Genomic DNA, 12,727 nt, shown 5'->3' on the forward strand with positions numbered 1-12,727 from the left:
GGCGTCATCCCCAGAACCTTCAACACGTCGTACACAGGGCGACTCTCGTCGGTGGACAACCGCGACGTTGTCCCCAGCCATCCACAGCGTCGTACACAGGGTTTCTCCACAGCCTGTGGGTAACCGGCGGAGGACGGACCGTAGTTATCCACTGGCGGTGGACAACGAGCTGTGGACAACGAGTCAGCATCGAAGCGGTCACGGCGTAGATGCTGTGGTCTGCACCATGTCGAGGGTCAAGTCGGAGAGGCGCCAGAGACGAAAAAACGCCCGGCCGGTTCTCTCCGGCCGGGCGTGTCCCGGGCTGCGTGCCGTCGCGGCGGCGGGCGTACGCCTCAGGTGTTCTGTTTGATCCGGTTGGTCAGCTCGGCGATCTGGTTGTAGAGCGAGCGCCGTTCGGCCATCTGCTGGCGGATCTTACGGTCGGCGTGCATGACCGTGGTGTGGTCCCGGCCCCCGAAGGCCTGCCCGATCCGGGGAAGTGACAACTCGGTCAACTCCCGGCACAGGTACATGGCCACCTGGCGGGCGTTGACCAGCACCCGGGAGCGGGACTGACCCCGCAGGTCCTCCAGGCTCACACCGAAGTAGTCCGCCGTGGAGACCATGATCTGGTCGGCGGTGATCTCCGGGCCGGCGCCGTCCGGGATGAAGTCCCGCAGGACCTCCTCGGCCAGCGACAGCTCGACGGTCGACCGGGTCAGGCTGGCGAACGCGGTCACCCGGATCAGCGCGCCCTCCAGTTCCCGGATCGAGTTCGACACCCGGGAGGCGATGAACTCCAGCACGTCCGGCGGGGCGTAGAGCCGCTCCTGCGCCGCCTTCTTCTGCAGGATCGCGATCCGGGTTTCCAGGTCCGGCGGCTGGATGTCGGCGAGCAGACCCCACTCGAACCGGGTCCGCAGCCGGTCCTCCAGCGTGGCGAGCTGCTTCGGCGACCGGTCCGACGTGATCACGATCTGTTTGTTGGCGTTGTGCAGCGTGTTGAAGGTGTGGAAGAACTCCTCCTGGGTGCGCTCGCGGTTCTCCAGGAACTGGATGTCGTCGATCAGCAGGATGTCGACGTCGCGGTAGCGCCGCTGGAACGCGCTGGTCTTGTCGTCCCGGAGCGAGTTGATGAAGTCGTTGGTGAACTCCTCGGTCGAGACGTACCGCACCGAGCGAGCGTTGCCGAGCGTCGTGGCGTAGTGCCCGATGGCATGCAGCAGGTGCGTCTTGCCCAGCCCCGAGCTGCCGTAGATGAACAGCGGGTTGTACGCCTTCGCCGGTGACTCGGCCACCGCCACGCTCGCCGCGTGGGCGAACCGGTTGGACGAGCCGATGACGAACGTCTCGAACATGTACTTCGGGTTGAGCCGGTTGCCGCCGGTGTCGGTGCCGGGCAGCCGACGGTCGTCGCGCCCGCCGGTGCGGTGATCCACACCGCTGCGACCGGGACCGCTGTCCGTCCCGCTGTCCCGAGGCAGCGCGCGGATCACGTGCTGGTCCCGCGGCGACGCCGCGTCCTCCCGGTAGCGGGGCTCGTAGGGCCGGGTGTCCGGGCCGGGCGCGTCCAGGCGGGCGGCCTGGTCGTCGTAGCCGCGCCGGTCCGGCGCCGGCCGAGGCGTCCGCAGCGGCTCCACGAACGCGGCGCTGAACAACGCCTCCTGCCCGTCGCGGCTCGCCGGGATCAGCCCGGACCGGTGCCCGTCGGAGGTCGGCGCGAGCGGCGGACCGGACGGGACCGGTGGCGCGGCCGGCTCGGGCGCCCGCGCCGGGTGCTGCTGTTCCGGGATGACCGCGTCGGCCACCGGCCGGTCGGAATACTCGTAGTCGGACGGTACGGCGGGCGGCGGACCCTCGGCGTCGATCGCCCCCGGCTCCGGTGCACTGCGGTAGACGGTGCCAGCCGGGCGGCCGGCGGTGTCCTCGGCCACCCGCACGGTGACCGCGACCTGGATCGGCCGGCCGAGCCGCCGGGTGAGCGCCTCGGTGATCGCCGGGCGCAGCCGTGACTCGATCACGTCGCGGGTGAAGGCGTCCGGGACGGAGAGCAGCGCGGTGTCCTCGACGATCGCCCGTAGCCGGGTCAGTCGGAGGTAGGCGCGCTGCTGGGCGGAGATGATCTCGTCGGCGAGCTCGTCGGTCGCCGCTAACCACACCGCGGCAAGGTCGGTCGTACCGGCCACCGTCGTGCCACCCCCTCGCCTCTGCTCCCGGCCGCCGCTGTCTGCCAGCCGGCCGTCCCGGGCCCGCCGCGTTCGCGGGTGGAACATCACCCACCCGGACGGTTGACCAGTGGTCGTCCACAGGTTATCCACAGCCTGTGTACCGACCGATTGTGGCCGCCCGCCGGACGCGGGTGGGACCTGCCCCCTGCCTGAACGGGCGCTGAAGCGGGTTCACCGTGCCGAACGATTCACTACCGTGTCCGGTCTTGCCTGCGCGCGACGACCGGAGCTTCCGACGCTCACCGCAATCGGGCACGGTAACAGCGTTGTCCCTGCGCCATCAACCGGCGACGCGACGGGCTCCTTGTCGGCATCAGCGAAAACCGCCCCTTCGGCCTCGCGCGCGTCCCGATCTCCGCCGCCGCGAGGTGTTTGACGGTCATTGCACCCCTGCGTAGGCTGGAGCGGCTGCTCTCTCGCCCTCTGCTAGGGTGATGGGTGCTTGCTGTCCGCGGTCGCATCCCCGCATCGCCGAGGTCCCGCTCCGCCGGGCAGCACCGATCGGTGGCCACCGTCGAGGTGGCCTGGACCACCCCACGACCCCGGCGATCCCGTCGCCCGGGGCGCGTACGAAAACGGAGAGCCTGACGTGAGCAAGCGCACCTACCAGCCGAACAACCGCCGGCGCGCGAAGACCCACGGCTTCCGGCTGCGCATGCGCACCCGTGCCGGCCGTGCCATCCTCTCGAGCCGTCGCGCCAAGGGTCGCACCACCCTGTCGGCCTGAGCCGACGGGTCGTTCGGGGGGGCGTGGGCAGTCGTGCTGGCCGCCGCACAGCGACTGCGGCGTAGCACTGACTTCGCCGCAGCGGTTCGCGGTGGCCGACGCGCCGGACGAGGTGCCGTCGTGGTCCACCTGACCGTGCCGGCGACCGCCGACCTCAGCACACCGACCTCGCTGGAGCCGGCGCGGAACACCGGTGCGGAGCAACTCTCCGCTCCGACCCGCGCCGGCTTCGTCGTGTCCAAGGCCGTCGGCAACGCCGTGGTGCGCAACCGGGTCCGGCGTCGGCTCCGAGCACTGGTCCGGGAGCGGCTTGCCGCGCTGCCGATCGGCAGCACCCTGGTCGTCCGAGCGCTCCCGGCCACGGCCGAGGCGTCGTACCCCCGACTCGCCGCCGACCTCGACGCCGCCATCGCAGCCGCCCGGTCACCCAGGGAGCGGAGGTCCCGATGAGTACGGAGCCGGCCGCCCCGCGCCCCACAACCGGTGCCAGGGTGCTGATCGCGCCCATCATCGCGTACCGTCGGTGGATAAGTCCGGCACTGCCGGCTCGCTGTCGGTTCTACCCGTCGTGCAGTGCGTACGCCCAGGAGGCGGTGTCCCGGCACGGCGCGCTCCGGGGAGCCGCACTGGCGGTCCGGCGGCTGTTGCGCTGCCACCCCTTCCACCCTGGTGGACATGACCCGGTGCCGGAGCCGGGCGGTCGCCGCCGTGCCGATGTGACTGGAGCACCGAATTGAGTCTCGACTGGATCTACTTCGCGATTTCGTGGATCCTGCTGACCTGGCACTCCGCCTGGGACGCCATCGGGGTGCCCGTCGGCGCGGTGATCGGCACCAACTTCGCCTGGATCCTGGCCATCGTCTTCCTGGTTGTCACGGTCCGGGTGATCCTGTTCCCGGTCTTTGTCAAGCAGATCAAGTCGCAGCGGGCGATGCAGGCGCTCCAGCCCAAGGTCAAGGAGCTGCAGGAGAAGCACAAGGGTGACCGGGAGACGCTCCAGAAGGAGATGATGGAGCTCTACCGGAAGGAAAAGGCCAACCCGCTCATGGGCTGCCTTCCGATGTTCCTCCAGATCCCCGTCTTCCTCGGCCTCTTCCACGTGCTGCGCCGCCTCGACCCGTTCAAGACGGAAGACAAGAAGACGATCTACGGCTGGACCGTCGACCAGTTCAACAGCGCCTCACACGCGAAGCTCTTCACCGCGCCGCTGTCCGGCAAGTTCGGGTCCACCGCCGACGAGTTGGCCCGCCTCGGCGCCAACGGCACCACGGTCAAGGTGATCGCCGGCCTCCTGGTCCTGATCATGATCGGCACCACGTACCTGACCAGCCGTCAGATGATCCTGAAGACCGGCTGGGCGGAGGACCCGCAGCAGCGGATGATCCAGCGACTGATGCTCTACGGCATCCCCGCCTCGCTGCTGATCTCCGGTGCGATCTTCCCCATCGGCGTGATCATCTACTGGGTCACCAACAACCTCTTCACCCTCGGCCAGCAGCAGTGGGTGTTGCGCAAGTTCCCGCCGCCGGTGACCGCCAAGAAGGCCGCCACCCCTGCCGCCCGTAACCCGGTGCAGCCGGCCAAGGCGGGCGGCCTGTTCGGGCGCGGCAAGTCGGCCCCGCTGGCGCCGGTCAAGGCGACCGCGCCCAAGGTGGCCGGGCCGAAGCCGGGCGCCAAGCCGGTGAACCCCAAGAAGAGCCGCCCCGCCAAGCGGCAGGGCTGACTTCCGGGCCGTCGTCGGGCGACCGGCGGCGGCCCGTTCCGCACCGCGCAGCCGCCGTACGGCCGGCGCCGGACGGAACCGACCGCGCGTGACGCGGCCACGGGCGACACTGCCCGTACAGACGTGCCCGTGGGCACCGGCGACCTCCCGCCGGCCCCGGGAAACCAGCGGACCCGACGGTCCAGCCGAGCGAGTACGGAGATGAGACCGTGACCGAGACCAGCATCCCCCGCGCCGAGCAGTCCCTGGACGAGGAGGGGACCGCGCCGCTCGCGGTGGACGACGACATCGAGGCCGACGAGACGGAGGCCGACGACACCGAGGCCGGCGACGACACCGAGGCCGCGGCCGGCGGCCGGGAGAAGAAGACCGCGGGCGAGGGCGAACTGTTCCGGCAGAGCGAGATCGCGGCGGACTACGTCGAAGGATTGCTCGACATCCTCGACTACGACGGCGACATCGACGAGCTGGTCGCCGGCGGCCGGCCGGTGGTCGAGGTGGTCGGTGCCCGGCTGCAGAACCTGGTCGGTCAGCGCGGCGCCACCCTGGAGGCGCTCCAGGAGCTGACCCGCCTCGCCGTCTTCCGGGCCACCGGCACGCCGAGCCGCCTGCTGCTGGACGTCGGCGGCTACCGGGCGAACCGCCGCAAGGAGCTCGCCGCGGTCGCCAAGAACGCGGTGGAGAAGGTCAAGGAGTATGGCGAGTCGGTCCGACTGGAGCCGATGTCCGCGTTCGAGCGCAAGTGCGTCCACGACGTCGTCAACGCCATGTCCGGCGTGGTGAGCGAGTCCGAGGGCGTCGAGCCGAGCCGGCGCATCGTCGTACGGCCGGCGGACTGACCGGGTGACCCACGACGACATCACGGCTGACGCCGTGTCCGGCCCGGGCGGCACGCCGCCCGGGCCGTCGGCTGTCCGGCCCGACACCCCCGGCGTCGACACCGATCCTGCTCAGGACGCTCCGCCCTCGCCGTCCGACGCGGAACTGCCGCCCGAGTTGGCCCCGGCCGCCCTGACCCTCTTCGGCGATCGGCTCGACGTGGCCGCCGCGTACGCCGAGCTGCTGGCCACCGACGGGGTGGTCCGCGGTCTGATCGGTCCCCGGGAGGCACCCCGCATCTGGGACCGGCACCTCCTCAACTGCGCTGCGGTCGCTGAGCGGATCCCCGCTGACGCGACCGTGCTCGACGTCGGGTCCGGCGCCGGTCTGCCCGGTCTGGTCCTGGCCATCGCGCGCCCCGACCTGACGGTGACCCTGATCGAGCCGCTCGCCCGACGGACGTCGTTCCTGATCGAGGTCGTCGAGCGTCTCGGCCTGACCAGATCGGTGCGGGTGTTCCGGGGGCGGGCCGACGAGGCGGCCAGCGGATCGAGCGGCCGCGAACCCATCAGCGGTGACGTGGTGACCGCCCGGGCCGTCGCGCCACTGGACCGACTGGCGACGTGGAGCCTGCCGCTGGCGGTGCGCGGCGGGCGGCTGCTGGCGCTCAAGGGCGCGTCCGCCGCCGAGGAGATCAACGAGCACGCCGAGGTGGTGAAGCGTCTCGGCGGCGCAGAGCCGACCCTGCATCTGTGCGGCGTCGATGTGATCGATCCACCCACCACCGTCGTGGAGATCGTCCGCGAGCGGGTGGTCGGTCCGGCCCGACCGGCTGCCAGCAAGCGCGCCCGGGGCGGACGGCCACGCCGCCGTTGACGCTTCGCGCCATCGGGCGTCCGGCCGGTGGGTTGTCTCGTTGTACCGGTACGGATGGAACGAGGGGATGAGAGCCCGACGTGGACCGGCCACGCCTGTCCGCCGTAGGCTGACCGCGCGTCGATAGTGTGGAGCGGGCGACGAACGTCGCGACCTCCGACCGCTCCCAAGGGGCCGTACGCTCCGGGGGTGCGAGCGCGGGTGCGGCCAAATTGACCGGGGCGCGGACCGACCATCCGAAGCGGGTAGGGATGACAGGTGCATGACGACGGCAGGTACGACGATCCACGCGTGACCGGGTCAACCAGCGACCCCGTTTCACGTGAAACCGACTACCCGAGCTGGTCGCCCGGCGCTTCCGGGCCTTCGCCCCGGCCGGCGGACGACGATCCGCTGGTGTCGCGCGACGAGCCCCCGAGCCAGCCGACCGGACCCGACACCACGGAACCGGCGGCTGCCCGTCGGGCACCGGATGCGGTGACCCGACCGGCCAACGCCGCCGACGTACGGCCCACCTCGGGTCGGCGTAACACCGTCGCGGCGGTCCGCTTCGAGCCGGCGGTTCCGCACCAACCCACCGCCGCGGCGCCGGCGGTCGCTTCAGCCGAATCGTCGGCCGCCGTGTCGGCCGACCCCACGTACGTTTCACGTGAAACCCCGACGCGCGAAGAGGATGACCCACCGTTGGCTATGGAGGCGATGCGCGCCGTGCAGATCCTGAATCCCAGTGGCGAGGTGACCATGCCTCGGCCGGACCGGACCCGGGTCATGTGCGTCGCGAACCAGAAGGGCGGCGTGGGTAAGACCACGACCACGGTCAACCTTGCGGTGGCGCTCGCCCTGCACGGCAACCGGGTGCTCGTGGTGGACCTCGACCCCCAGGGCAACGCCTCGACCGGCCTCAACGTGCCGCACCACACCGGCATTCCCGACGTGTACGACTGCCTGATCAACAGCGTGCCGTTGGCCGAGGTGGCACAGGCGGTCGAGGGCATCCCCAACCTGTGGTGCGTACCCGCGACGATCGACCTGGCCGGAGCCGAGATCGAGCTGGTGTCGGTGGTGGCGCGGGAGTCTCGCCTCGACCGGGCCATCGCCGCCTACCCGGGGCAGTTCGACTACGTCTTCATCGACTGCCCGCCCTCGCTCGGCCTGCTCACGGTCAACGCCCTGGTCGCCGCGCAGGAGGTGCTGATCCCGATCCAGTGCGAGTACTACGCGCTGGAGGGGCTCAACCAGCTGATCAACAACATCAACCTGGTGCGGCAACACCTGAACCCCAAGCTCGACGTCTCGACGATCCTGCTGACCATGTACGACCGCCGTACCCGCCTGGCCGACGCGGTCGAGCAGGACGTCCGGAACCACTTCGGCGACAAGGTGCTCCAGGCGGTCATCCCCCGCAACGTCCGGGTCTCCGAGGCACCCAGCTACGGCCAGTCGGTGATGACCTACGATCCCGGTTCGCGGGGCGCCACGAGCTACTTCGAGGCCGCCCAGGAGATCGCCGAGCGGGGCGTCAAGGAGCCGGTGGGCCGGAATGCGTAGTGCGGACGATTCGCTGGGAGGCGTGGCATGAAGAACCGTCCTCGGGGCGGTCTGGGTCGGGGCCTGGGGGCGCTCATCCCGACCGGGCCGGTGCCGGGTGCAGCGGGCACCCTGACGGCCGAGCCGGAGAACGGGCACGTGGAGGATGAGTCGGTCGCGGCGGCGTCAGCGGCGCCAGCCGGGCCGCCTGCTCGCGAGTCGGAGCCCACGCTCAGCCCGGTGCCGGGAGCCCGATTCGCCGAAATCCCGGTCGACGCGATCGTGCCGAACCCGAAGCAGCCCCGCCAGGTCTTCGACGAGGAGGCGCTGGAGGAGCTGAAGACCTCCATCCAGGAGGTCGGCTTCCTCCAGCCCATCGTCGTCCGGCAGCTCGACGACGAGAAGTACGAGCTGGTGATGGGCGAGCGGCGGTGGCGGGCCGCCCAGGCGGTTGGCCGGGAGAGCATTCCGGCGATCGTCCGGGACACCCGCGACGACGCCATGCTCCGGGACGCGCTACTGGAGAACATCCACCGGGCCAACCTGAACCCGCTGGAGGAGGCCGCCGCGTACCAGCAGCTGCTGGAGGAGTTCGGCGCCACCCACGAGGAGTTGGCCCGCCGGATCGGTCGAAGCCGGCCGCAGATCTCCAACACCATCCGACTGCTGAACCTGCCGGCCCAGGTGCAGCGCCGAGTGGCTGCGGGGATCCTGTCGGCCGGTCACGCCCGTGCCCTGCTGAGCCTCGACGAATCGGAGGCGCAGGAGCAGTTGGCGCTGCGGATCGTGGCCGAGGGGCTGTCGGTCCGAGCGACCGAGGAGATCGTGGCCCTGACGCTGAACGACGGCCCGGCGAAGGGCCAGGCCGCGAAGCGGCGACCGAAGCCGCACGCGCCCGGCCTGACCGACCTCGCCGATCGGCTGTCGGATCGGTTCGACACCCGGGTGAAGGTCGACATCGGCAGGAGCAAGGGCAAGATCACTATCGAGTTCGCGACGGTGGACGACCTGGAGCGGATCGTAGGCATCATCGGAGTGCAACAGGCGGATTCCGGGGACTGATCGCCCCCGCCCGCCTGCGGCCGCGCTTCCCCTCGGGATGCGCGGCCGTTCTGCATCCGGCCGCGTTGGTTTCACGTGAAACGGGTGCGGTCTGGCGCGTCCCGGTGCGCCGCCACCCGTCGGGTCCATGGGGTCTCTCGCCGTGCCGTCGTTTCACGTGAAACAGAGCGGCCACGAGGGTGATCGACGGCTCGACCGCCGGGGCGGCGACGGAAAGGCCTCGTGCGCCCGCTCAGCAGGCCGCTGCGGCCACGCATGCCGCCCGTGGTGGTCTTGGTCGGGTGGCCCGCTCTCTGGCCCTGGTCGTGGTCCGTGCTGATCGAGATCTCCTCGGGCCGGCTGCGAACCTGATTTCGTCGCCTCCGGTGGGAGGACCCGTCGTGCCGCACGGCCCAGCAGGTGGTCTGTGCTCGCCTGCGCCGGTGGGTCCGCTGCGCGGAACCGGCGGTTGGGGCGGCGGCGTGTGGCGATCTGCCTCGGGGCCGAGCTCGCCCCCGTGCCGCTCTCCGCACCCCGCACGTCGGACCGGTGGGTCCGCAAGCCCGCCCCGCACGGCAGACGCGTGGTCCCGATCCTCTTGCCGTGCATGCTGGGGTCCGAGCCGGCTCGGCGCCCGAGCTGTGCCCCGCGCTCGCGTTGCGCCCGGGTCCGCGCTCGCGCCGCGCCCGTGCCCGCGCCGCGCCCGTGGCCGGGTCCGCGCTCGCGTTGCACCCGGGTCCGAGCGCCCAGGCCCTGCGCCGACCGCGCCTCACGCCCACGCGCCTTGCACTGTGCGTCGCGCCGTTTGCGTCGTGCCGTATGTCTCGTGCCGCATGCCTTGTGTCGGGTCCCCGTGCCCCATGCCCCGCGCCTCGCTCCGTCTAGCGTCGTGCGCCCGCGATCCCCGCCTCGGTGTCCGGGGCTTGGACTCTCGATCCGAGCCGGTCCGGTTCATCCCCACGCCCAGGCGCCTGCGAGACCCCCTTGCCCTTGCCGCGCGCCGTCCCCCGCCCCCGCTCGCCCCCATCGCCGAATGCGTCAGGCCAGGATCCGAGCAACTTCAGGGATGTAGCTGCCTCCAGCGCTCGCGAGGCGACAACATCCCTGAAACTGCTGCCTTGACCGTGGGCGGGAGCGGGGCGGGGCCGATGAGCGCCGAGGCACGGCCGGCGGGCAGAGAGCTACGGGCGGCGGGCCGCGGGCATCGCGTGGAGCCACCTCGGCACGATGTGCCCTGGCGCCAAACGCCAAACGTCCGGCGTTGACCGACGATCACACATCGGCGTCTGAGGGGCCCAGGCTTATGCGACTCGCACCGGAACCCGGCCGCCGAGGGCCCGCCCAATCCGCCGCCGCGGCCTCGTGGCCGGCCGAGCAAAGGGTGGTCCCGTCGAGTCCGGGCACCGTCCTGACGCTCGACGTCGGCACCGTCATCGCCGACGGGTGCGAGCGGGCTCGCGGGCAACGAACGACTGACCAAAAAGTTATCCACACCGGTTGTCCACAGGCACCCCCTGTTTCACGTGAAACACCGCGTGGAACCGGGTGCCAGCCTGTGGATGACGGCCCGCGTTCAGGATCTCGGCAGCCTGTGGATATCCCTTCACCGGTGCTTCGGTGGTCCACACATCGATCGACGGTGAGCGCTGATCGGGTGGACCCCGAAGGGATCAAACTGGTAGGGACAGCGGTGCCAGACTCGGTTAGGGTCAGCGTCGTGCACGACACCCCTCCCTCAGTCCCGGACTTCACCCAGTGGCCCTCGTTCCCCTTCGAGGGCGAGCTCCGTGTGAAGCAGCTCGACGATCCGGTCCCGGTCGAACCGCCACGCAAGGGCGAGGGCCTCCGGGAATGCACCGCCTGCAACGCTCCTGACGACGCCTACATCTGGGTGGGAGAGCGGTGGCGGGTACGCGCCATGGACCGGCCCACCGGCCTGCCCATGGTGCTCATCCTGGAATCGCGGACCCATCTCGACCTGGGTGACCTGCCGAACCTGCTTGCCGCCGAACTGGGCGTGATGACCGTCCGTCTGGAGCGGGCCATCCGATCCTTGGACGGCGTGGCACGGGTGCACGTCAACAGGTGGGGTGATGGCTCCGCCCATCTGCACATGTGGTTCCTCGCCCGGCCGTACGGGCGGCTTCAGCTGCGGGGCACCTTCCTGTCGCTGTGGGACTCGATCCTGCCGCCGATCTCCGAGGCGCAGTGGCGGGAGAACCTGGCGCTCGTCGCCGCCTGGCTCGCCGAGTTCGGTGGCCGGCCGCTGGCCGAGCCGCCCCGCATCCAGTGGCAGGCACCGTCCAGCCTGCTGGCGCAGTCCGCCGCTGCGGATGCCGCTGCGGCCGCGGCGGCGGCGGTCTCGGTCATCGAAGCGGCGGAGGAGATCCCCGAGCCAGCGCCCGACGCGGACGACAGCACCGACGCGGACGGCGACACCAAGACGGACGGCGACACCGACCCGGACACCGGAACCGCGCCCAGGGCCACTACCGCCGATCCGGCAACCGGAACCAACGCCGCGACCACCGACCCGGCAACCGAACCAGCTGGCGCATCAGCACCCGGTCCGGCGGACGTGGCTGGCCCCGCCGGCCGCACCGCCACGGCCGGCACCCAACCCACCAGCAACCCCAGAACCTCCGAGGACGCCCCCACCGCACGCTGACACCCGACTGGATCATGAGGTTGACGGCGACCGCAGCGCCGTGCGCACCCGCCAACCTCATGATCGATCGGTCGGGAGGGACCGCGCGGGAGCCGGGCGCGGAGTTGGGCGCGGCAGCGGAGAGCTCAGGACGTGGTGGGGCGCGCGGCGGCGCGGCTGACCAGGGAGCCGAGGAGCCGACCGAAGTCCAGGCCGGCAGCCTGCACGGCGAGCGGGAGTAGCGACGTCTCCGTCATGCCGGGCGAGACGTTGACCTCCAGCACGTGCGGCTGACCGTCGGCGTCGACGATCACGTCGACCCGGGAGAGGTCACGCAGGCCGAGCGCGGTGTGCGCGGCGAGGGCCACGTCGGCGACCCGGGCGGCTGCCTCCGGCTCCAGCCGGGCGGGGGCGTGCCAGGTGGTACGCCCGGCGGTGTAACGGGCGGCGTAGTCGTAGACCCCGTTACGCGGCACGATCTCCACCGGCGGGAGCGCCTGCGGTCCGTCGCCGAGGTCGACCACGGAGACCGCCACGTCCATGCCCGGCACGTACCGCTCCACCAGCGCCGTGGAGTCGTACGCGAAGCAGCCGACCATCGCGGCCGGCAGCGACGCGGCGTCGCGGACCACGGCGGCGCCCAGCCCCGACCCGCCCTGCGCCGGCTTGACCATCAGGGGCAGGCCCAGCCGGTCGGCGATCCGGTCGAGCACGGCAACCGCACCCAGCTCGGAGAAGCGGTCGTGCGGCAGGGCCACCCAGTCCGGAGTCGGGATGCCGGCCTCGCGGAGCACCGCTTTGGCCGAGGGCTTGTCCCAGGCGAGCCGGGAGGCGCGGGCGTCGCAGCCGACGTACGGGACGCCGCACAGGTCCAGCACTCCGCGCAGCGAGCCGTCCTCGCCGGTGGCGCCGTGCAGTGCGATCACCACGGCGTCCGGCGGGTCGACGGCGAGCGCCGGCAGCAGGGCCACGTCGGCGTCCCGCAGCTCGGCCTCCACGCCGACAGCGCGCAGCGCGTCGAGCACCCGGCGGCCGGAGCGCAGCGAGACGTCCCGCTCGTAGGAGAGCCCACCGGCGAGTACCAGCACGCGCAGGTCGGCCGCGACGGCGGATTTGGTCACGTGGAGGCGCTCGGCAGCGGTCGTACCCATGCCGGC

At 71.4% G+C, this 12,727-nt stretch carries 11 protein-coding genes; 9 read left to right on the forward strand and 2 right to left on the reverse strand.

The window, feature by feature from the left end; genetic code table 11:
* Positions 1-335: 335 nt before the first annotated feature.
* Positions 336-2,168, reverse strand: coding sequence for a chromosomal replication initiator protein DnaA (dnaA, locus tag ACFYPS_RS15150; protein WP_354967093.1), 1,833 nt, complete (start codon positions 2,166-2,168; stop codon positions 336-338).
* Positions 2,169-2,799: 631 nt separating this feature from the next.
* On the opposite strand from dnaA, the gene rpmH reads away from it, so the two are divergent.
* The 9 genes from rpmH (at position 2,800) to ACFYPS_RS15195 (ending at position 11,591) form a co-directional block, all read left to right on the forward strand.
* Positions 2,800-2,937: a 50S ribosomal protein L34 gene (gene rpmH / locus ACFYPS_RS15155; protein ID WP_007453904.1), complete on the forward strand. Its 138-nt coding sequence runs from the start codon at positions 2,800-2,802 to the stop codon at positions 2,935-2,937.
* Positions 2,938-2,970: 33 nt separating this feature from the next.
* Entirely contained in the window at positions 2,971-3,387 is a 417-nt protein-coding gene (gene rnpA / locus ACFYPS_RS15160; protein WP_354967094.1) for a ribonuclease P protein component, read from the forward strand.
* Positions 3,384-3,674, forward strand: coding sequence for a membrane protein insertion efficiency factor YidD (gene yidD / locus ACFYPS_RS15165; protein WP_354967095.1), 291 nt, complete (start codon positions 3,384-3,386; stop codon positions 3,672-3,674). Before rnpA ends, yidD begins: the two co-directional genes overlap by 4 nt.
* The gene (gene yidC, locus ACFYPS_RS15170) at positions 3,671-4,660 is read left to right on the forward strand and encodes a membrane protein insertase YidC (RefSeq protein WP_354967096.1); all 990 of its coding nucleotides are present in this window, start codon (positions 3,671-3,673) and stop codon (positions 4,658-4,660) included. The genes yidD and yidC overlap by 4 nt, the downstream gene beginning before the upstream one ends.
* A gap of 209 nt (positions 4,661-4,869) precedes the next feature.
* On the forward strand, positions 4,870-5,499 hold the full coding sequence (locus ACFYPS_RS15175; RefSeq protein ID WP_387324885.1) for a protein jag: 630 nt from the start codon (positions 4,870-4,872) through the stop codon (positions 5,497-5,499).
* A gap of 145 nt (positions 5,500-5,644) precedes the next feature.
* Positions 5,645-6,355: a 16S rRNA (guanine(527)-N(7))-methyltransferase RsmG gene (gene rsmG, locus ACFYPS_RS15180; RefSeq protein WP_354967216.1), complete on the forward strand. Its 711-nt coding sequence runs from the start codon at positions 5,645-5,647 to the stop codon at positions 6,353-6,355.
* A 477-nt stretch (positions 6,356-6,832) separates the two neighbouring features.
* Positions 6,833-7,903, forward strand: coding sequence for a ParA family protein (locus ACFYPS_RS15185; protein WP_387325171.1), 1,071 nt, complete (start codon positions 6,833-6,835; stop codon positions 7,901-7,903).
* 27 nt (positions 7,904-7,930) lie between these two features.
* On the forward strand, positions 7,931-8,944 hold the full coding sequence (locus ACFYPS_RS15190; RefSeq protein ID WP_354967099.1) for a ParB/RepB/Spo0J family partition protein: 1,014 nt from the start codon (positions 7,931-7,933) through the stop codon (positions 8,942-8,944).
* 1,696 nt (positions 8,945-10,640) lie between these two features.
* Entirely contained in the window at positions 10,641-11,591 is a 951-nt protein-coding gene (locus ACFYPS_RS15195; RefSeq protein WP_387324889.1) for a hypothetical protein, read from the forward strand.
* Between the two features lie 125 nt (positions 11,592-11,716).
* Here ACFYPS_RS15195 and ACFYPS_RS15200 read toward each other — a convergent pair whose 3' ends face one another.
* Positions 11,717-12,721, reverse strand: coding sequence for a D-alanine--D-alanine ligase (locus tag ACFYPS_RS15200; protein WP_387324892.1), 1,005 nt, complete (start codon positions 12,719-12,721; stop codon positions 11,717-11,719).
* Positions 12,722-12,727: the final 6 nt, after the last annotated feature.

The sequence above is a fragment of the Micromonospora sp. NPDC005087 genome (assembly GCF_042872965.1).
Taxonomy (GTDB): domain Bacteria; phylum Actinomycetota; class Actinomycetes; order Mycobacteriales; family Micromonosporaceae; genus Micromonospora.

Excerpts from the sequence above, each read along its gene's own strand:
- ACFYPS_RS15190 (WP_354967099.1), top strand. The coding sequence starts at position 7,931 with ATGAAGAACCGTCCTCGGGGCGGTCTGGGTCGGGGCCTGGGGGCGCTC.
- ACFYPS_RS15200 (WP_387324892.1), bottom strand. The coding sequence starts at position 12,721 with ATGGGTACGACCGCTGCCGAGCGCCTCCACGTGACCAAATCCGCCGTC.
- yidD (WP_354967095.1), top strand. The coding sequence starts at position 3,384 with ATGAGTACGGAGCCGGCCGCCCCGCGCCCCACAACCGGTGCCAGGGTG.